General features: G+C 70.7%; 16 protein-coding genes and 1 tRNA gene. 6 read left to right on the top strand and 11 right to left on the bottom strand.

Translation table 11 applies throughout. The features are described from left to right. Positions 1-7: 7 nt before the first annotated feature. Entirely contained in the window at positions 8-2,023 is a 2,016-nt protein-coding gene (locus ACWD3H_RS32155) for a sensor histidine kinase (protein ID WP_451957657.1), read from the bottom strand. A gap of 503 nt (positions 2,024-2,526) precedes the next feature. Here ACWD3H_RS32155 and ACWD3H_RS32150 point away from each other — a divergent pair. Beyond that, positions 2,527-2,898: a ClpX C4-type zinc finger protein gene (locus ACWD3H_RS32150; RefSeq protein ID WP_355552742.1), complete on the top strand. Its 372-nt coding sequence runs from the start codon at positions 2,527-2,529 to the stop codon at positions 2,896-2,898. 421 nt (positions 2,899-3,319) lie between these two features. After that, entirely contained in the window at positions 3,320-4,411 is a 1,092-nt protein-coding gene (locus ACWD3H_RS32145) for a PP2C family protein-serine/threonine phosphatase (RefSeq protein ID WP_451957656.1), read from the top strand. A gap of 185 nt (positions 4,412-4,596) precedes the next feature. Here the strand turns inward: ACWD3H_RS32145 and ACWD3H_RS32140 are convergent. Both ACWD3H_RS32140 and ACWD3H_RS32135 read right to left on the bottom strand, forming a co-directional pair. After that, positions 4,597-4,668, bottom strand: a tRNA-Arg gene (locus tag ACWD3H_RS32140). A gap of 91 nt (positions 4,669-4,759) precedes the next feature. Next, positions 4,760-5,191 (bottom strand): C40 family peptidase, encoded by a 432-nt coding sequence (locus ACWD3H_RS32135; protein WP_451957655.1) that lies wholly within the window; start codon positions 5,189-5,191, stop codon positions 4,760-4,762. A gap of 834 nt (positions 5,192-6,025) precedes the next feature. On the opposite strand from ACWD3H_RS32135, the gene ACWD3H_RS32130 reads away from it, so the two are divergent. Continuing rightward, entirely contained in the window at positions 6,026-6,415 is a 390-nt protein-coding gene (locus tag ACWD3H_RS32130; RefSeq protein ID WP_350928090.1) for a response regulator transcription factor, read from the top strand. 200 nt (positions 6,416-6,615) lie between these two features. Here the strand turns inward: ACWD3H_RS32130 and ACWD3H_RS32125 are convergent, their stop codons facing one another. Then, positions 6,616-9,375 (bottom strand): ATP-binding protein, encoded by a 2,760-nt coding sequence (locus tag ACWD3H_RS32125; protein WP_451957654.1) that lies wholly within the window; start codon positions 9,373-9,375, stop codon positions 6,616-6,618. Between the two features lie 292 nt (positions 9,376-9,667). Between ACWD3H_RS32125 and ACWD3H_RS32120 the strand changes: the two genes are divergently transcribed. After that, positions 9,668-10,288, top strand: coding sequence for a LysE family translocator (locus ACWD3H_RS32120; RefSeq protein ID WP_451957653.1), 621 nt, complete (start codon positions 9,668-9,670; stop codon positions 10,286-10,288). Here ACWD3H_RS32120 and ACWD3H_RS32115 read toward each other — a convergent pair. Continuing rightward, the gene (locus tag ACWD3H_RS32115) at positions 10,240-10,983 is read right to left on the bottom strand and encodes an alpha/beta fold hydrolase (protein ID WP_355552725.1); all 744 of its coding nucleotides are present in this window, start codon (positions 10,981-10,983) and stop codon (positions 10,240-10,242) included. The genes ACWD3H_RS32120 and ACWD3H_RS32115 overlap by 49 nt on opposite strands. Before the next feature lie 69 nt (positions 10,984-11,052). Between ACWD3H_RS32115 and ACWD3H_RS32110 the strand changes: the two genes are divergently transcribed. Then, entirely contained in the window at positions 11,053-11,607 is a 555-nt protein-coding gene (locus tag ACWD3H_RS32110) for a TetR/AcrR family transcriptional regulator (RefSeq protein WP_355552722.1), read from the top strand. Between the two features lie 12 nt (positions 11,608-11,619). Here the strand turns inward: ACWD3H_RS32110 and ACWD3H_RS32105 are convergent, their stop codons facing one another. The 4 genes from ACWD3H_RS32105 to ACWD3H_RS32090 all read right to left on the bottom strand — a co-directional run bounded on the left by ACWD3H_RS32105 (position 11,620) and on the right by ACWD3H_RS32090 (position 16,110). Continuing rightward, positions 11,620-12,831: a hypothetical protein gene (locus ACWD3H_RS32105; protein WP_350928100.1), complete on the bottom strand. Its 1,212-nt coding sequence runs from the start codon at positions 12,829-12,831 to the stop codon at positions 11,620-11,622. 31 nt (positions 12,832-12,862) lie between these two features. Beyond that, the gene (locus ACWD3H_RS32100; RefSeq protein ID WP_451957652.1) at positions 12,863-13,249 is read right to left on the bottom strand and encodes a Rid family detoxifying hydrolase; all 387 of its coding nucleotides are present in this window, start codon (positions 13,247-13,249) and stop codon (positions 12,863-12,865) included. A gap of 31 nt (positions 13,250-13,280) precedes the next feature. After that, positions 13,281-14,390, bottom strand: coding sequence for an alanine racemase (locus ACWD3H_RS32095; RefSeq protein WP_451957651.1), 1,110 nt, complete (start codon positions 14,388-14,390; stop codon positions 13,281-13,283). Positions 14,391-14,586: 196 nt separating this feature from the next. Next, complete coding sequence (locus tag ACWD3H_RS32090; RefSeq protein WP_355552714.1) at positions 14,587-16,110, bottom strand: N-acyl-D-amino-acid deacylase family protein; 1,524 nt, start codon at positions 16,108-16,110, stop codon at positions 14,587-14,589. 194 nt (positions 16,111-16,304) lie between these two features. Between ACWD3H_RS32090 and ACWD3H_RS32085 the strand changes: the two genes are divergently transcribed. Continuing rightward, the gene (locus ACWD3H_RS32085; RefSeq protein WP_451957650.1) at positions 16,305-17,996 is read left to right on the top strand and encodes a glycosyl hydrolase family 8; all 1,692 of its coding nucleotides are present in this window, start codon (positions 16,305-16,307) and stop codon (positions 17,994-17,996) included. 94 nt (positions 17,997-18,090) lie between these two features. On the opposite strand, the gene ACWD3H_RS32080 is transcribed toward ACWD3H_RS32085, so the two are convergent. Beyond that, on the bottom strand, positions 18,091-18,597 hold the full coding sequence (locus ACWD3H_RS32080; protein ID WP_451957649.1) for a hypothetical protein: 507 nt from the start codon (positions 18,595-18,597) through the stop codon (positions 18,091-18,093). 349 nt (positions 18,598-18,946) lie between these two features. Next, positions 18,947-19,471 carry a hypothetical protein gene (locus ACWD3H_RS32075; protein WP_451957648.1) on the bottom strand — a complete coding sequence of 175 codons (525 nt, stop codon included), beginning with the start codon at positions 19,469-19,471 and terminating at the stop codon, positions 18,947-18,949. Positions 19,472-19,494 lie beyond the last annotated feature (23 nt).

Raw genomic sequence — 19,494 nt, 5'->3', positions numbered from 1 at the left:
CGCGGCGTCACGAGGAGGTCACGGTCCCGACGGGCAGGACGGCGTGGACCCGGGTTCCGCCGCCGCGGCCGACCCCGACCGCGCACTGGCCGCCCAACTCCTCCGCGCGCTCACGCATGCCGACCAGACCCACCCCGACCACGGCGCCCGGCAGGACCCCGCGCCCATCGTCGGTCACCTCGACCTCCAACTCGTTCCCCGCCACGGCGACACGCACGTGGCAGGTGTCCGCGCCCGCGTGCCGGGCGACGTTGGTCAAAGCCTCGCAGACGATCCGGTACGCCGCCACCTCGCTCGCGGCGGACAATCCCGTCAGGTCCCCCTCCACCTCCACCCGCACGGCGAGCCCATCGCCACGGAACCGGGCGGCCTCCTGCCGCAGCGCCCCGGCCAGGCCGAACTGATCCAGAGCCGGCGGCCGCAGATCGTGCACGAGCCGCCGCACGTCCCCCAACATCGTGGCAAGATCCTTCCTCACCTGGTCCAACGCCTCCCGGGCGGTGCCGGGATCCCGGGTCAGCAGGTTGTGCGCCGCCTCCACCTTCAGCGCGGCGGCGGCCAGCGTGGGCCCCAGCCCGTCGTGCAGGTCCCGGCGCAGCCTGCGCCGCTCCTCGGCCACGCCGGTGACCAGACGCTCGCGGCTGTGCTGCAGTTCCTCGGTCAGCGCAGTCGCCCGCACAGCCGCGGCGGCCTGCCGTACCACGTCGGCCAGCAGCCGCTGGTCGGATTCGGCCGGCCGCGCACCCGCGCGCAGTACCAGGACAAGCCGCCCGATCGGCGCGTCACGGTAGGCGAACGGCAGCACTACGACGTCCTCGCCGGGCGTGCCGTGTTCCACCACGACGGTCTTCCCGTCCGCCCGGTCCAGTTCGACCCGCACGTACGGCGAGCGGAATACCGCCGACACCGCTTTCGCCACCTGCAGCAACAGCTCCTCCGGCCGCACGGACTCCTCAAGCCGCCGGGCGAGGGCCGAGACCACCTCGTACGGCTCCGTCCGCCCCATCAGCCCCCGGTTCACCCACCGCCGGACCCGCTCCCGCAGCGGCGCGTAGACCACCCCGACCAGGACCGCCGCCAGGACCGCCGCCACCGGCTCGTCGATGATCGCCCCCAGGCTCACGAAGACCGGCACGTCGATCGCCACGACGGCGACCGCGAGCCCGCCGTACAGGAGGGTCCAGCCGAGCACCGGATCAATGTCATAAAGCCGGTACCGGCTCACCGCCACCACGACCGCCGCTACGACCGCCACCAGGGAGACGACGAACGACAGGTCCTGCGGCAGCCCGTCCACCACGGCGGAAGCCAGGATCAGTGTCGCGTTCAGCAGCGCCGCCATCAGCATCCAGCGAAGCTGCGCCCGCCGAACGCCCACCGAGCCCCGGAACCGCCAGGCGAAGGCCACCACCGACACCAGCAGGCTCACCACCAGCAGCGCCGGCACCGCCGCCAGCACCGAGCGCCATACCGCATCCGGGAGTGGCGGGAACGGCGGGTCAAGTCCCGGCCAATTCGTGCCCGGCGATTCGATCCGCCACGGGACGGCGAGGAACACCGCGACCGCCAGGCCCGTGGCCCCCAGCGACAGCCACGCGGCCCATCGCCACCGCGGTGATGGCAGCCGCCCATCAGGAAAGAACAGCAGCACCAGCAGCGGGAGCAGGTTCAGCAGCGGCCCCAGCCGCGCCCCGGCGTAGACCGCGGCCGGGGTCAGCGGCAGCGCGCCGCCGTGGCGGGTCAGCGACAGCACCGCGTACGCGGCGGCCAGGCCGTTCACGGCGGCGACGACGCCTCCGGCGATGAGCAGCCAGGTCATGAGGTGGCGGGGCAGGCGCACCGCCAGCACGGTCCCGGCGATCGCGAGGGCCACGCCGGGCACCGTCGAGGACCACACCGCCCAGTCCATCGGCTCGGGCCGCGTCACCGCCCCGGCCACCACATCAAGCCAGGTGGCGGCCCCACACACCACGACGCAGAGCGCGGCGAGAACCGACGCCCCAACCGCCAGGCGCCGATCCACGGCAGAGGCACCGCCGGTCATGGAAACGCCATGGCCGCCGGGGGCGGGCCCTGGCGGGGCCGGGACACGACCGGCGGGAAAGGGATCGGACACATCGCTCAGAGTGCCACACGGCGCGCCTCGCCCACCCGGGAGTGGTGTCCCGTCCCGTCCGGGACACACACCCTGGCCTGGAGTGGGACCAGCGGGGGCTTGTCGGCCTCGGAGCCTTGGGACACGCCAACAGGCCAGGCTGCGCATCCCACCCACCGTGGACCCGTTCGCTGGGTGGCGGCAGGAACCGGTGACCCGCCGGCAGTTCGTCCCCACCGCCCGGAACTACACCGCCTGCCGGATTTCCACGTCTTCCACCGTCCTGCAACGGCAGTCCAAGCGTGTCTCGGTAACGCTACCGGGGTGTCGTCAGCGAGGCGTTTCGGAAGGATGCAACGCGCATACCAGTTGTCAGGGATTCCCTGACGAGCTAAATTGTCAGGGAATCCCTGACACCTTAGGAGTGCGCTGTGACACCGCCCGACACCCCGGCCGAACTCGCTCGGTGTTCCTTCTGCGGCAAGCCGGACACCAAGGTCGACAAGCTGGTCGCCGGCCCTGGAGTGTATATCTGCAACGAGTGCGTGGCGCTCGCCGCGTCGATCATCGACGGGAGCCTCGGCAACCCCCCAGGACCGCGCGTGCCCGTCTGGGAGTCGTTGACGGACGGGGAGATGCTGAGCCACATTCCGCGCGTCGCCGCGCACATCGACCAGGCCGAGGCCGACCTGCGCTCGTGGGTGCAGGAACTGCGCCGACGCGGCGTCACCTGGATCAAGATCGGCGAAGCTCTCGGGATCACCCGCCAGTCCGCATGGGAGCGGTTCTCCAGCGAGAAGTGACACGACCCGGGGCAATCCACCCGCATCTCGTGGTCTTCTATGCGAGATGATCCCGCTACGCGTGGCGGGGATGGGCTGTTCGAGGCGGAGCCGGTCGAGACGAAGCGGCCAGGTGCTTCGTATTCACGGTAGGCGCGAAACCGAATCCCGCACTCGTCGTTCCCTCAAGGTCGAGCACTTTGCATCGTGCCATGCCGCACGTGGCCCTTACAGCCCTCGCCGATCCGCCCGATCGGCACAGGCTGTCAAGTTCCTTGCGGACGGGCCCGGTCACCACCCGGACGAACGCCCTGAGAGTGTCGCCTCGACAGGCGATTCAACGTTCACTAGAAAGGATCAAAGCCAGGACCTGGGGGAACCCCAGGGGATTCACATGGCCTTCCCCACATATGGGTCGATCGGATGTGGAATCGGGGCTCGGATGAACCCACTCACTACGAGCTGGCCCCGGTACGTCTCCTTCATACCGACCGCCATGATCGTCATCGGCACCGTCCTCAACGTGCTGTCCCCGCGCTACTACTGGGGCGACTACCTCCTGGGCGCCGCGCTCGTGGCGGCAGGGGCGCTGCTCTCGCTCCGGCACACCTTCGCGGTCGCAGCGGCCATCGTCCTGGTCCAGCTGGTGTTGTTGATCAAGGATGGTTACTTCGGTCATGTCGTCGGCACGCTCTCATTGATCAGCGCGGTGTTCACCACGCTCGTCGGCCTCGGGGTGAACCGCGTGGTCACCAGCCACAGCCACCGACTGGAAGTGATGCGCTCCGTCGCCGAGGCCGCCCAGCGTGCCGTGCTGCCCGCCCCGCCGGCGCGTATCGGCCCGCTGGCCGTCGCCGCGCTCTACAAGGCCGCGCAGATCGAGGCACTGATCGGCGGAGACGCCTACGCCGTGCAGGAAACCCCATACGGCACCAGGCTGCTGATCGCAGACGTGCGAGGCAAGGGCCTGGGCGCGGTCGGCACGGTGGCCGTACTGCTGGGCACATTCCGGGAGGCGGCGGACCAGGCGGCCGACCTCGTGCTGCTGGCCGAGCGTATGGAGCGCGCGCTGGTCAAAGAGGCCGCGTCGCGCGAGGAGAGCATCCGCATGGAGGGGTTCGTCACAGCGGTGCTCGGCGAGATCACACCGGACGCGGACAGTGTGCAGCTGCTGAACTGCGGCCACCCCCCGCCGTACCTCCTTGAGGGTGACACGGTGTCCTCGCTGGATCCCGGCGAGCCGAGTCTTCCCCTGGGCATGAGCGGCCTGGGCGTGCCGCGGGCAGAGCCGGAACGCCGGCCGTTCCCGACCGGGAGCACGCTCCTGCTGGTCACCGATGGAGTGACGGAGGCCCGGGGCCGTTACGGCACTTTCTACGACCCGGTGAGCCGGCTCGCCGGCCGGGGTTCGTTCCGGCAGCCAGGGGAGGTGGTCGAGGCCCTGGTACGCGATGTCGAGCGCTGGACCGGCGGCCCGCGCGATGACGACATGGCGATTCTGGCGATCACCCGGTACGCCGGCGGGCTACGTTGAGCCATATGGGCACCACCGACGATCCCCAGATGGTCAACGGGCAGGGACGCGGGCAAGAAGGTCCACGACCGGTCCACAACCAGCGAGCGCCAACGAGAACGGGCGGGACTCCGTGAGACTGGAGACCCGCCCGTTCCTACGTCGTTCGCCCTGGCCGGCGGCTAGATCCGCTGGTCAGGATTGTGTGCCCCCTGCAAGATTCGAACTTGCGCTCCCGGCTCCGGAGGCCGGTGCTCTATCCCCTGAGCTAAGGGGGCCAACGCGTCATTACATTACCAGCATCCTGGGGTTAACCGACACTCACTACGGAGAGCGAACGATCTTTGGAGAGGATTCGGGGGTGGAGAGTCATCCGGCGGGCCGGCTCGGGGAGGGGCGGACGGCACCCCGATAGCGGGAGAGGTAGTAGGCCGAGGTGGCGAAGTCGGTCGTTCTGACGACGCCGCCCTTTCCGGGCGCGTGGACCATGACGCCGTCCTTCACGTAGACCCCCACGTGGGTGGGATCCTTGGCACCCCCGCCGAAGAAGACCAGGTCTCCCGGGCGGAGCTGCGAGAACGGCACCCGGCGGCCCTGCCTGAACTGGGTTCCGGTGTAGTGGGTGAGCCTGACCCCGGCCCTGGACCAGGCGTGCAGGGCGAGCCCGGAGCAGTCGAAGCCCCCGCCGGTCGGGCCGGCGCTCGAACCGCCACCCCAGACGTACGGCCTGCCGACCTGACGGAGCGCCGCGACCGCCGCGATCTGTCCCAGCGAGGGCGCGCCGCGTCCACGCGAGACCACCGCCTGCCCGCGTGCAGACGCTGCCCGCCCCCTGGATGGGGTTTTCCGTCCGGGTGAGGACGCCGCCCATCCGCCGGACGGCGTTCTCCTCCCGCGTGGTGGGCGCTGTGACCGCTCGGCGAGCGCTCGCGAGGATTCCGGCCGGGAGGAGCTCCGCTTCGCTGAAGGAGCGGAAGCGGAACCCGAACCGACGGGAGGATCTACCGAAGCGCCGGCGAGAGAGCCTGCGGCAGCACCGGCAGGGGAAACCGGAGGGGTGGCGAGCCGGTGGGAGTGGTCGTCTCCCGGAGGGCCGTCGCTTCCCGGCCATTCGTCATGCTCGCCCTGGAAGTGGGCCTTCAGTCCGCTATTCGGCCATCCGCCGCCCGGATCCGAGAAGGCCGTCGACCGGTTGCCGTCTGTGTCCGGGAGGGCGGCACCGGGCGGTGTCGGCGCGGGGTGGTCTGTCAAGGTGGCTCCGGTATCCGGGAGAACGGTGCGCCGAGCCCCGCAGACGGCGGTGAGGGTGACGCGGACCTCCTCCGGCAGCCGACGCGGGGCCGTCGTGGAGAGAAGGCCGGCCCAGGCGCCGCAGGCTTCCGGGAAGAGGCGGGGCGCGGGGACCTGGAAGCTCCCCGCGAGGGCCGCCGAGAGGATGGAGACGGTGACGAATGCCGTGATCACGCACGCCCTCCTTGGGCTCGATGAAGGATCGAGGCCCCAGGATCGGCGTGCGGAAGTGATCACCAAGGAGCCGAACGCGGTTCTGTGGAAAACCTGTCGCCTGTGGACAGCTGTGCGTACACATCCGTGGAAACCCGCGCGGGGGCGGGAAAGAGGAGTTAGCCTCACGCCGTGGGAGAGGTTCTGGGCAGGGTGTTGGTAGTGGATGACGACGACGTCATCCGGCAGCTCATCGCGGTCAACCTGACCCTGGAGGGGTTCCAGGTCGACACGGCCTCCGACGGGCAGGACTGCCTGGACCGGGTGCTGGACGTGATGCCCGACGTCATCACGCTGGACGTCATGATGCCCAGGCTGGACGGCTGGATGACCGCCACCAGACTGCGGGGCGACAAGGGGACCAGGCACATCAAGGTGGTCCTGATCACCGCGCGGGCGCAGGAGGACGACAAGCGGCGGGGCCTCGGGATCGGGGTCGACGCCTACCTGACGAAACCCTTCGACCCCGCCGAGCTGATCCAGGTCGTCCGCGATCTGGCCCTGACCGCCCGCAGCGGTTAGCGCAGGTCCTGACCCGGCGCCCGACCACGCCGGTCAGCGGGAGCCCTGACCACCAGGCGGGACGGAGCAGGCCCCGATCACGCGAATCCGGCCGGAGCAGGTCGTGATCGCGCGGCCGATCAGGACGAGTCCAGCCACACCGGGCAGGCCAGGACAGGCCGCGATCACGGTGGCGGGGCGAGCCGGCTGACGGCGGGCGGTCAGAGCAGGCCGTCCCTGCGGGCCACGGCGGCGGCCTGGGTACGGGAGGAGACGCCCAGCTTGGCGAGAATGTTGGAGACGTGCACGCTCACCGTCTTCTGTGCGATGAACAGCCGCTCGCCGATCTCCCGGTTGGGCAGTCCCTCGGCCACCAGGGCGAGCACCTCCTGCTCACGAGCCGTGAGCAGGGTCGGCGACGCGGAGACGAAGCGCGCCCTGCGGCCCAGCTCGGCCAGGGCGGCGGCGAGCGGCTGGGCGCGCAGTGACTCGGCGGCCTCGACGGCGAGTTCCCATTCCTTCAGGGCCGCGACGCGGTCGCCCGCGACGAGCAGCGCCTCGGCCAGCCGCCACCGCGAGCGAGCGACCTCGTAGACGAACCCGAAGTCGAACGCCTCGACCACCGCGCGCCACGCCGCGACGTCGAGGCGGCCGTGCGCCCGGTGCCACTCGGCCTCGGCCCGGGCCAGCCAGGCCAGCCCCTCGGGGCCCATCGGCCCCCGGCGGACGGAGCCGGGGCCGACGTCGGCGGGCACCCTGGCCCGTTCCAGAAGGGCGTCGGCCTCGTCGGCGCGCCCCAGGTCCGTCAGCGCCCACAGGGCGGTGCTGCTGAGCCGGATCACGGCCGGGTCGTTGGGAATATGGGCGTCGAGCCCCGCGAGGGCGTGTTCGAGCGCACTCTCCGGATCGCCGCGCCACAGCGCGTGCTCGGCGGCCAGGCCGCGGCCCATGGAGGTGACCGTGACATCGTCGGGCCAGAAGGGCTCCAGCCAGGACAGGCGCTCCTCGACGACGGGCAGGCCCCTGGCCACCTCGACGAAGAGCGCGAAGGACGACAGCAGCGCCTCCGCCGGGGTGCCGACGCGGACACCGAACCCGGAGGCGACCTTCTCCGCCTGGTCCCACTCCCCCGCGACGTAGTGGATCAGAAGCCGCAGGAAGCGCAAATCGGTGCCGAAGGTGCTCCAGTTGAGCCCGGTCTCGTGCGCCAGCCGCAGTCCCCGGTCGGTGGTGACCGCCGCCTCGGCCAGGTCTCCGTTCTCGTACTGGAGGCGGGCCTGGTTGAAGATGGCCCGCAGATCGATGCCGAGGTTGCCCGAACTCTCCGCGGTGGCGCGGGCGAGCAGTTCCTTGGCTCGGGGGATGTCGTCGGCGAGGGCCGCGAGGATCGCGAGAGTGGTCAGCGCACTGGTCTCCGCGTCGGCGGCGCCGCTGGCACGGGCCGTCTCCAGGGCGCGACCGGCCAGGGCCTCGACCTCGTCGTGCCGCTCGGTCCAGTAGAGCGAACGAGCATAGGTGGCGAGCGCGCGGGCGAGCACGGGCCCCTCCGGTGCCGCCGCGACGGCCGCGTGCGCGGCGGCGATCGCGCCCGGGACGTCCTCGGTGTCGATGAGGACGTACGCGAGCCGCTCGTTGACCTCGGCGGAGGGCGGCAGACGCCGCAGCTGGGAGATCGCCCGGTGGTTGTCGCCGCTGTCGGCCGCCGCGTCGGCGCTGCGCCTGGCGAGGCCGACGTGGTCGATCCCGGCCAGGCGCTCGGCGTCGGGGACCCGGTCCCAGAGGCCGAGCGCCCGGTCGAAGTGGCGGTGTGCCTCGGCCGGGGCGCCCAGCCGTTCGGCCCTCCGCCCGGCCTCCACCGACGCCGCCAGCGCCCCCGGCAGGTCGTGTCCCGCCAGGTAGTGGTGGGCGAGCTCGGCCGCGGAACCTCCTCGGGCGGTCAGCAGGCGGGCGAACTCGGCGTGCGTCCTGATCCGCTCGCCGGGCAGCAGGTCGGTGTAGACGACCTCCTGCAGGAGCGCGTGCCGGAAGGCGTAGCCGTACTCCCCGTCGGGGCGGAGCAGACCGCGCGAGACGATCTCCCGCATGGCCTCCTCGAAGGCCAGGTCATCGAGGCCCGAGGCCTCCTGGAGCAGGTCGTGGTCGGCCCGGCGGCCCGCGACGGCCGCGCCGCGGAGCACCCCCTGCGCGGGATCGGAGAGCAGCTCCACCCGGGAGAGCAGCAGACCGGCCAGGCCGTCGGGCATCGAGCAGCCGGCGGAGACCGCCTCCAGCAACTCCTGGGCGTAGAAGGGGTTGCCCTCGGCCCGGTCGACGACCTCCCGCAGCACGCGGGCGTCGGTACCCCCGAGCGCGGCCAGATAGTCGGTCATCTCGTGGCGGTCGAGGGGATCAAGCTCCACGGAGGTCACCGAGGGGAGCCGCTTGAGCTCGGCGAGGACCCTGCGGAGCGGGTGCCGGCGGTGCAGGTCGTCCGTGCGGTAGGTGCCGACGAGGCAGACCGGCTCGGTCTGCAGCACCCGGCTGAGAAAAACCAGCAGGTCGCGGGTGGACTGGTCGGCCCAGTGCAGGTCTTCGAGCACCAGCAGCACCGGCCGCGCGGCCAGGAAGCCGAGCATCGAGCCGAAGAGCTGCTGCTGCGTCAGGCCCGAGGTGCTCTCCCCGCCGGCGTCGGTGCCGCCGGGCAGCAGCCTGCCGAGGACCGGCCGCGCGTCGAGCTCCGCGCGCAGCTCCCCGCGCACGGAGCGCAGGGCGTCGGCGAGCGGGAGGTACGGAAGGGCGTCACCGAGTTCGGCGCACTGCCCGATGAGCACGGCGAATCCGGCGGCCTCGGCCCGCTCGGCCAGCTCGGTGACCATCCGGGTCTTGCCGATGCCCGCGTCACCCCCCAGCAGGGCGACTCCGGCCTGCCCCGCCGCGGCGGTGTCGAGCACGACGGTCAGCCGATTGAGTTCTGCCGCCCGCCCAATAAGAACGTTTTGCACGCTTTGCTACCCCCCGTCGGCGAGTATCGCACGTGGCACCGACGGGAATGGATGGTCGACATCGCACCGGCCCGGGGATCGATCACCTGAGACGTGCACCGGCGGGGCCGATTCCGGCCGGTTCCGCACCGCGGTCGACGTCGCGTCGGCGCCGGGATCGATCGCCCGGCCGGAACGCTTCACAAGACATCGGCGGGGCCGGTTCCGGCTGACGCGGGGACCCGATTGGTACCCCAAGGCGTCCGCGTATTGGCCCTGACGACGGGGAGACGGACGCTTCTAAGGTCGGAGCATGGTCTCCCCGTCCACATTACTGATCTTCTCGGTCGCGTCGCTGGCACTGGTCCTGGTGCCGGGCCCGAACCACATCTACATCATCACCCGGGCCGTCTCGCAGGGCCGTGCCGCCGGTGTCGCGAGCGCGTTCGGCGTGGAGGTCGGCACGCTGGTGCACATCGCCGCGGCGGCGGCCGGTCTCTCGTACGTGATCGCACAGTCCGCGACCCTGTTCAACGTGATCAAGTGGGCCGGTGTGGCCTACCTGGTCTATCTGGGCGTCCGGGCGCTGACGAGCAGGCAGGAGCTCACGGCCGGGGAGACGGCCCCGCAGCCGCTGCGGACGATCTTCCTTGAGGGCATGGTCGTCAACCTGCTCAACCCCAAGGTCATCCTCTTCTTCCTGGCGTTCCTGCCGCAGTTCGTGGAGCCGGAGGCGGGTGCGGTGCCACTGCAGATCGCCGTCCTGGGCGCGACCCTGCTGGTCCTGGGCCTGCTCTCCGACCTGATCTACGCCATGGCCGCGGGCGCCCTCGGCAGCCGGCTGAGGATCAGGTCGGCCCTGCTCGGCCACTTCAGCGGGGTCGTCTACCTCGTCCTCGGCGTCGCGACCGCGCTCTCCGGCCGCTCCGTCTGAACATACGAACCCAGCTGGTCGCACAGGTCCCCCGCCAGGCGGGCCAGCGGCCCGGGGGCCGCCAGCACGCCCAGGTGCCCCCGGCGGGGGATCAGGATCAGGCGCCCGTTCCGGCAGGCCCGGAGAAAGTCGCGCTCGTTCGCCCGGAACGGGTCCCGGGCGCCGTTGACCAGCCAGACGCGTCCCGGGTAGGCGGCCAGCGCAGCGAGCTGGTCGTGGCCGGTGACGGCCTCGACGACCTGGGGCATCACCTCGCAGGAGAGCCCACCCGCCACCATCGCCTCCCCGACGGGACCTGGCAGGAGGCGGCGGAGGCCGTAGGAGCTGATCCGGTTCGCGAGCGACGGGTTCCTGGCGGCGAGCGAGGCGGCGAACCGGTAGGTTCCGGCCGCCGCCGGGCCACGGGCCGTGCATCCCATCGCCATCAGCCCCGCCACCCGCCCGGGGAAGCGCTCGGCGGTGGCGATGCCGACGTACCCGCCGAGCGAGAGGCCGGCCACCAGTGCCCGGCCGCCCAGCGCGTCGACGGCGTCGGCGACCGCCGACGTCGCCGCGTCCATCGTGAACGGCTCGCCGGAGCGGGTGCCGTGGCCGGGCAGGTCGACCGCCACCGCGGGACGGTCGAGGCGGGAGATGACGGGGCCCCACATGGTCGCGCTGAGCCGGATGCCGTGGACGAAAACGATGGGGAGCATGAGACCTCCGGTTCAGATGGATGTCTCGATTAAAACACAACGCACCGTTGCGTTGTTATGGTTGGACGCATGGCACCCCGTAAGGAACAGCAGATCTTCCAGGCGACGCTCGAACTGCTCGCGGCCAAGGGCTATGAGGGCCTGACCGTGGAGGGAGTGGCGGAGCGGTCGGGGGTCAACAAGACCACGATCTACCGCTGGTGGCCGTCGAAGGCGGCGCTGCTGGCCGCCGCCCTGGTCGAGGCCGACCTGCTCACGATGGAGCCACCGGACACCGGCGGTCTCAGGGGCGATCTGGAGGCCCTGGTCGAGGGGGTGGCCGCGCTGCTCACCCGTCCCCCGGCCTCCGATGTCGCGGTGGCCGCCCTCGGCGCCGCCGTCCACCACCCCGAGCTGGCAGAGGCGACCCGGAGCTTCTTCGCCGACCGGTTCGCGCGGGAGGAGGCCGTCTTCGACCGCGCGCGGCGGCGCGGCGAGCTGTCGGCCGAGGCCGACCCCATGCTCATCGTGGACCTGCTCGCCGGGGCGGTCTGGCTGCGCGCGGTCTTCCGCGCCCTCCCCCTCGACGAGGACTTCGCCGCCCGGGCCGTGAGCGCCGTCCTGGACGGCTCCCTCGCCCGGTGAGGTCAGGTGAGGTCAGGCGGAGAGCGCGCCCGGGATGCGGTCCAGGATCGGGTAGGGCATGAGCCCGTACGCGTAGAAGTCGACCGCGTCCGCCCCCGAGGCCCGCACGGCGCGGACCTTGGCCGCGAGGCGCTCGGCCGAGTCGGTGTCGGGGAGACCGGGCCGGAGGACGACCCGCAGTTCCCTGTCCTTGCCCGTCGAGCGGCGGTAGGCGACCACGTCGTCCGCCACCCTGCCCGCGTCGCGGGCGTAGGCGAGCACACCGAGCGAGGGCACCAGGTCGCCGAGGGCGACCAGGTCGACGCCGAGCTGCCAGGAGTCGTGCGCGGCGAGCCCCGGCGAGGGCAGACCGTCGCGGTAGCCCTTGACGGAGCCGGTGGCGTCCAGGAAGACCAGTCGTGAGCCCTCGGCGGTGACGGCGGTGGAGACGTCGGAGACCAGCGAGGTCACCACCTCGGAGCGGGCCCGCGCGTAGGCGACCACCTCGGGACCCGCGTACGCGGTCAGTGCCGCGCGGGTCACCTCGCCCTGGGCGGGCGGGTCGCCGTCGAGGACGGCGCCCACGATCCTGGTGCACTCCTCGCGTGCCACCTCGGCGTTGACCCCCAGGCCGGCCGCTCCGCGCATGCAGAAGTCGCAGAAGCAGAGGCCGAGCAGGAACGTGTCCATCGGCCCGAGCGGGACGAAGCTGCGCTCGTGGTGGTAGCCGTGGCCGAACGTCGAGAAGTGCAGCGCCTCGGCCACCACGCTGTCGACGCCCTGCCTGGCCACCGCCCTGCCCAGCGCGACCGCGTACCGCCGGACGTCGGGGTGGGAGGGGCACAGGTCCACGGGCGAGCTCCGGTCACCGAAGCAGTTGCGTACCGTCACGTCGGGGTTGGCCAGGCCGAGCGTGGTGTTCTGCAGGAAGACGGTCCAGCCGTGCAGCGCGAGTCCCCGCTCGGCGGTGGCCAGGCGGAGCGCGGCCAGCGGCTCCTCTTCCGCGCCTTCCTGGACCGGCGGGACCAGCCGCAGCTCGCCGAACAGGTCGGCGGGCGGCGTGAAGTGCGCGCCGTCGCTGCGGAGCGTCACCCGGGAGCGGCCGTGCGGGGTGACGTCGCGGGCGCGGCGGTATGCCGCGGCCACGGTCATCCCCGTCAGGCCGTATCCGGTGATCCGGTCAAGGACCGCCTCCATGCCCTCCCCGCGTACGTCCTCGACGTAGACGTATAGCGAGCTGTCCAAGCCGCCGCCCTCCCATGAAGTCGGTCAGACTCTAACGCGGCTTGTAGGCCACGAAGTCGATCTCGACAAGGATGTCCATCAGGTCGGAGCCGACGGTCGTGCGGACGGGATAAGGGCGGGTGAAATAGGACTTGTACGCCTCGTTGTAGGCGGCGAAGTCACGCTTGAGGTGCTGCAGGTGCACCGTCGACTTCACCACGTCGTCGAAGCCGAGGCCGTGCGCCGCGAGGATGGCGCCGAGGTTGCGCATCACCTGATGCGTCTGTTCGGCCACCTCGATCCCGACGACCTCGCCGGTCTCGGGGCTCAGCGGCCCCATGCCCGAGGTGTAGACGAAATCGCCGACCACGAGGCCCTGCGAGTACGCCCCCACGGGCGCCGCACCCTCGTCGGTACGCAGCTCCTGCTTGCCGCTCATCTCGTCACTCCTCAAAAGGGGAAAAGGGGGATCAGAAAAAGGTGTTTATCAGATCGACGACGACGTACTCCTCGTCGACCACCGGCATGACCCGCCACTTGTCGAAGGCGGTGCACGGATGGGAGATGCCGAACGACACCAGGTCCCCCGGCTTCACCGGCGATCCCGGCGCCAGTCTCAGGACCGTGTGCTGGTCCTGGACCTTGAGCACCGTCGCGTCCGCGACGGCTCCGCGCGGGATCGGCAGCCCCTCGTCGAAGGGGGCGTCGCGCTTGCCGAACCCGACCACGGCCAGGCCGGGCTCGGGAACGCTCAGCACGTGTGCCCAGATCTCCAGCGCGGCGCGCAGTTCCCCGTCCATCCGGGTGTACGGGGTGCGCTCGCGGTAGTAGCCGTCGTCGTGGGAGACGTAGGCGCCGCTGCGCAACATGACCCTGGCCCGGCAGGCGGCGAGCTCGCGGCCGATCACGTCGAACCACTGGCTGCCGCCCACGGACAGGATCGGGTCACGCACCCGCAGGTGCTCCAGCGCCTCCAGCAGCCGGTACAGGTAGGCCCGCACCTCGCCGGTGGATCCCAGCGAACCCTCGTACCCGGCGACGCCGGCCAGTTGCACGCCCTCGGCCGTCTGCGCCGCAGAGGCGACCTCCAGCAACTCGGCGAGGGTACGGCTGCCGCCCCGGCCGCCCTCATGGCCCAGCTCCGCCAGGACCCGGAACGGCCTGGCCCCGGCGTGCCGGGAGAGCGTCTCGACCCCGGCCACCGAGTCGACGAAGCAGAGGACCTCGAACGCGGGGTCCTCCGCCAGCTGCGCGGCGAGTGCGTCCAGCCCCGCGGGGTCGAAGACCTGGTTGGCGAGGACGATCCTTGCGACTCCGAACTCGCGCAGGGTGAGCGCCTGGCTGGGGGTGGCGACGGTCATCCCCCACGCGCCCGCCTCCAGCTGCGCCCTGATGAGCTCTGGCGACATGGTGGTCTTGGCATGCGGGGCGAAGATCAGCCCGTACGCCCCGGTGAAGGCCGCGAGCGTCGCGATGTTGTGCTCCAGCGCGCTTCTGTGGGCCACCATCACCGGAAAGGTGAACGCCCCGCCGAACAGCGAGGCCCCCAGCGCCCCCTCGGGATCCACGATCCCCTTCACGTCCCGGCCCTTCCTGTGGTCACCTGTGCGGATTTAGCGGGCCATCGGCCGTTGAATCCGGGCGTGGGAGGTCACATCCCCGTTGGTCGCCCTGAGGACCCTATCCTCCTGGCGCCCTCTCCGGTGCCGTGTTGTCAGAGCCGCGGCTCGTCAGAGCTACGGCTTTCGGGGCTGTGGCTTTTCAGGAGCGCGGTTTTCAGGGGCGCAGCGCCCTGCCGGGGGTGGCGCCGGTGAGCTGGCCTCCGGCGAGGACCGGGACCCCGGAGACGAGGACGTCGCCGATCCCGGTGGCCGGGGTGCGCGGGGCGGCGTAGGTGGCCAGGTCGGCGACCGCTCCCGCGTCGAGGACGACCAGGTCGGCGACCTGTCCTGGGCGGACGAGCCCGCGCCCTTCGAGGCCGAAGCGGCGTGCCGGGTGCGAGGCGAGGTGGACCGCCGCCTGCTCCAGGGTCCAGTCCCCGGTCTGGCGGACGTGGTGGCCGAGCATCCTGGCGAACGCCCCGTAGCCCCGGGGGTGGGGGTGGCCGCCCACGTAGATGCCGTCGGAGCCGCCGGTGTGCGCCGGGTGGCGCAGGATCGCGCGGACCGAGGCCTCCCCCTCGGGGCCCTCGTCGGGGCGGGCCACCATGCATCCGACCTCCAGCCGGGTGTCGATCAGGATCCGGCGGCAGAACTCTCCCGGCTCCAGCCCCGCCTCGTCGGCGGCCTCGGGCAGCGTCAGCCCCTCGGCCCACTCGGCACCTGGCACGTGGGAGAGGGTGACCCTCGGCCAGAGCCTCTCGTCCCACTCGATCCGTTCGGACTCCAGCGTCTCCAGCGCCCGGTCGACGTCGGCGGCCGGGACCCACCGAGGCAGCGCGACCATCGCCAGGATGGTACTGCCCCGCAGGTAGGGATAGGTGTCGAAGGTGATGTCCAGCCCCCGGAGCCGGGCCTCGTCGACCAGTGGCAGGAGGATCGCGGCCGGGCCGTGGTAGTGCGAGACGTGCACCGCGACACCCGAGCGCCGGGCGATGTCGGTCACCTCGGCCATCCCCTCCGGGGCCGCCGCCCCGTACCCGCGCATGTGCGTCACGTACGGCAGGCGGCCGAGCGGCGCGCAGAGCGCGGCGAGCTCGGCGGCGTCGGCATAGCGGCCGGGGGCGTACTCCAGCCCGGTGGAGAGGCCGGCCGCTCCCTCGGCCAGGCCGCGCTCGACGCGGGCCAGCATCGCGGCCAGCTCGTCGGCGGAGGCGGCCCGTTCGGCGGCGCCCATCACGTCGTACCGGATCGTGCCGTGCGGCAGCAGGTAGGCGGTGTTCAGCGCGGTCGCCCTGTCGTAGCCGTCGAGCAGTTCCCCGACGCCGATCGGTCCGTCGGCCGAGGGGTGGACGCCGTTGACCGCCGCGAAGTAGCGGGTGGCGTAGGCGAAGGTCTCCGGAGTGGTGGAGGGTGCGAAGGAGAGCCCGTCCTGGCCGAGGACGAAGGTGGTCACCCCCTGCCGGAGCGCGGCGAGCTGCACCTCCTTGTCAAGGACGAGGGCGTCGCCGTGGGCGTGGCAGTCCACGAGGCCGGGCATGACATGGCGCCCGGCGGCCTCGACCACCGTGGTGGCCGCCGCCGCGTCCAGACGGCCCACGGCCGCGATCCGGTCACCGGTGACGCCGACGTCGGCCCGGCAGGCCGGGGCACCGGTGCCGTCGAGCACCCAGCCATCCCTGATCAACACATCAAACGACATGCCCGGATTCAATCACCGGGAAGGTGTTCGAGGCACCCGTCACCTGTCTGCGTTCTCCCTGGTTTTCCGCTACATCGCACGCAACCGGGAATTTGGGCCCCCTGCCCTCTTGACCGTGACGTGTCATGGATGGTGGCATCTTTTCCTAGTTAGGAACCTTTCCTAACTAGATGATCGTAGAGAGGGCACCCCCTGTGCATGCGAGACCGCGTCTCCAACGCCCCTCGACCGTCCTCGTTCTGGCACTGGCGTCGGCACTGATCGCATCGGTGTTCGTGCTGGCGGCCCCGCCCGGCTTCGCCGCCGACTCCCTGCTGTCCCAGGGCCGTCCGGCCACCTCGTCCTCCAACGAGGACGCCACGTTCCTCCCCTCGGCCGCCTTCGACGGCAACACCGCCACCCGCTGGGCCTCCGCCGAGGGCCACGACCCCGAGTGGCTCCGCGTCGACCTCGGCGGCTCCGCCACGATCTCCCGGGTCAAGCTGACCTGGGAGGCCGCGTACGGCAAGTCGTACCGGATCGAGACCTCTCCCGACGGCAACGTCTGGACCTCCGTCTACTCCACCACCTCCGGCGACGGTGGCGTCGACGACCTGACCCTGTCCGGCACCGGCCGCTACGTGCGGATGTACGGCACCGCGCGCGGCACCGTCTACGGCTACTCGCTGTACGAGATGGAGGTCTACGGCAGCACCGGCGGCACCCCGAGTCCCACCCCGACGATCACTCCCGGCGGCCCCGGCGTGCCGTTCGGCTCGCACACGATTCCCTACGCGGCCGGGATGCTGCGCCCCAGTGGCGCCCAGGCCACGCTCGACCAGAAGGTGATCGACTACTACCAGCGCTGGAAGGCCGCCTTCGTCAAGCAGAACTGCGGCAACGGCTGGTACCAGATCATCTCCCCCGACGCCGACCACCCGTACGTGGCCGAGGCGCAGGGCTACGGCATGGTCATCACCGCCACGATGGCCGGGGCCGACCCGGACGCGAAGAAGATCTTCGACGGCCTGGTGAAGTACGTGCTGGCGCACCCGTCGTCGATCACCCCCGGTCTGCTCGCCGCCGAGCAGAACACCGCCTGCCAGAGTGTCAACGGCGGCGACTCGGCCACCGACGGCGACCTGGACGTGGCCTACGGCCTGCTCCTGGCCGACCGGCAGTGGGGCAGCACGGGCACCTACAACTACAAGCAGCTCGCGATCAACCACATCAACGCGATCAAGGCCGGTGAGGTCAACCCGACCACCAAGCTGATGAAGCTCGGCGACTGGAGCAGCTCGGGCGACCAGTACTACTGGATCAGCCGCTCCTCGGACTGGATGATCGACCACTTCAGGGCGTTCCGCAAGGCCACCGGCGACACGACCTGGGACACCGTCCGCACCAACCACCAGAACCTGATCGCCTCCCAGCAGTCGACCTACGCGGCGAGCACCGGCCTGCTGGCCGACTTCGTGGTCAACACCAACACCACCCCGAAGCCGGCCCCCGGCCAGGTCCTGGAGGACCCTAACGACGGCAAGTTCTGGTGGAACGCCTGCCGTGACCCGTGGCGGATCGGCAACGACGCGGTGACCAGCGGCGACGCCAAGTCCCTCGCCGCCGCGCGCAAGCTCAACACCTGGATCAAGAGCAAGACCGGCGGCAACCCGAACAACATCGCGGTCGGCTACTCGCTCAACGGCACCCAGATCTCCAGCGGCAGCGAGCCGGCCTACTTCGCCCCGTTCGCGGTGGCGGCGATGACCGACTCCGGCAGCCAGGCCTGGCTGGACGCCCTGTGGACCAAGATGCTCAACACCCCGTTCACCGCAAGCGACTACTACTCGACCAGCATCCAGCTCCAAGTCATGATCACCGTAACCGGCAACCACTGGGTGCCCTGACCTCTGCCCGACCCGACGCGGCCCCCGTCTTCCGGCGGGGGCCGCATCCTTCCCGCGGCCGTGGGCGCCGGGCGTGCGGGGACCGGCCTGAAGATCAGGTGGCCGGAGCAGTGCGCAAAGGTGCGAGGTAGTGCCATAGATCCGGGTCTCGATCCACCACCTCCCCGATGGCCGGGCAGCTCTTGAACATCTGGAGGCTGTAGTCCCTCCAGAGGTTCAGACCGTGCCCGGTGGAGGGAATCTGTTCCGCCGCACGCAGGCCGATGCTCAGCACGTCACACAGCATCTCCGCCGTCACGAGCACGCGAACCCGGGTCTCTCCGCTCTGCGGCACCGGCTTGGACTCGTAGAAGTAGGGATACAGCTCAGGGTGATCGATGATGATCCGCAGAGCATTGTGGAGATTGACGAAAACGCTGTCCGTGGTCGATGCCCCGGCGATGGCGTTGCCGATCCGCACCTGCTTCGTTGCGGCACGGGTCTGCTGTGCCGCGAAGCCGACGGCCACCACGGCGATGACAATGCTGCAGATGGCCACGACGCCCTCGAATGACACTTTCCCTCCGGAAGAACTGGCGACCTTGACATCAAGAACGTCCACCGGTCGCGATTAGCTCCCCATGAAGGAACGTTTCTCAACTCGCCCGCACCCCGAAGCTACACAGGTAATGCCTCTAATAGACTTGCATGCAGATTTACCACTAATAGAACATCAGGGCAAAAAAGCCTCATTTGATGCGCGGTGGCATCAAACTTGACACGGCAGCAGACGAACGTGATCGGTCGCTGGTCCTGAAGTCACCACGCCGCACGCGGAAGAAGCGAATCAAGACTGGAAAGTGGTCAAGGCGCTTGTTCCGATCGGCTCAATCCGGGCCGGCACGGCATGGAGCTTCACAGAAAACCGCACGTGGCCCGGCGCGGACCGCGTGCGGAGTCGGCGGACCTTGTTACGCGGGCTCCAGGTGTCCCCTGAACCGGTAGGAGAATCCCTTGCCGGCGGGGGAGTAGGCGTCGATCTCCTGATAGCCGCCCGTGGCGGTCACCGGGATGCGCAGCAGCAGGTCGTCGCCGATGTAGTCGTCCTCCCACACCTCGATGGTGAACGAGCCTCCGGCGACGGTGGTCTGGCTCTTGTACGCCCCGGCGGCGCGCTCTGTGGAGCCGGCGGTGCACACCGAATACTCCCATACCCAGCAGGTTCCGGCCTTGGTATCGGCCTCGTCGCCGTTGGTGGGCCAGCCGATGTACTCGGCGCCGTTCTGACCTATGATCCGCACACGGATCTCGTCCTCGCCGCTCTCCTCCAGATCGAAGGCCTGAAGCGAGCCGAACACGATCTTGAGGAGGGGTCCGGCGGCGGCCGTACCGGCGCCGAGAGCGGGGGGCTCGGCGGCCTGGGCCGGAGACGCAAGGGCCGCGACGAGTGTCAGCCCGGCGGCCAAAGTGCCCACCCTGGACAGGATGTTGTTCATGTGCTCCTCGTTTCCCGTTGGCA

This window comes from Streptosporangium sp. NPDC002607 (assembly GCF_053592655.1).
This window is presented reverse-complemented; position numbering and strand designations above follow the sequence as displayed.

Excerpts from the sequence above, each read along its gene's own strand:
- ACWD3H_RS32145 (WP_451957656.1), top strand. The coding sequence starts at position 3,320 with ATGAACCCACTCACTACGAGCTGGCCCCGGTACGTCTCCTTCATACCG.
- ACWD3H_RS32120 (WP_451957653.1), top strand. The coding sequence starts at position 9,668 with ATGGTCTCCCCGTCCACATTACTGATCTTCTCGGTCGCGTCGCTGGCA.
- ACWD3H_RS32115 (WP_355552725.1), bottom strand. The coding sequence starts at position 10,983 with ATGCTCCCCATCGTTTTCGTCCACGGCATCCGGCTCAGCGCGACCATG.
- ACWD3H_RS32110 (WP_355552722.1), top strand. The coding sequence starts at position 11,053 with ATGGCACCCCGTAAGGAACAGCAGATCTTCCAGGCGACGCTCGAACTG.
- ACWD3H_RS32100 (WP_451957652.1), bottom strand. The coding sequence starts at position 13,249 with ATGAGCGGCAAGCAGGAGCTGCGTACCGACGAGGGTGCGGCGCCCGTG.
- ACWD3H_RS32090 (WP_355552714.1), bottom strand. The coding sequence starts at position 16,110 with ATGTCGTTTGATGTGTTGATCAGGGATGGCTGGGTGCTCGACGGCACC.
- ACWD3H_RS32075 (WP_451957648.1), bottom strand. The coding sequence starts at position 19,471 with ATGAACAACATCCTGTCCAGGGTGGGCACTTTGGCCGCCGGGCTGACA.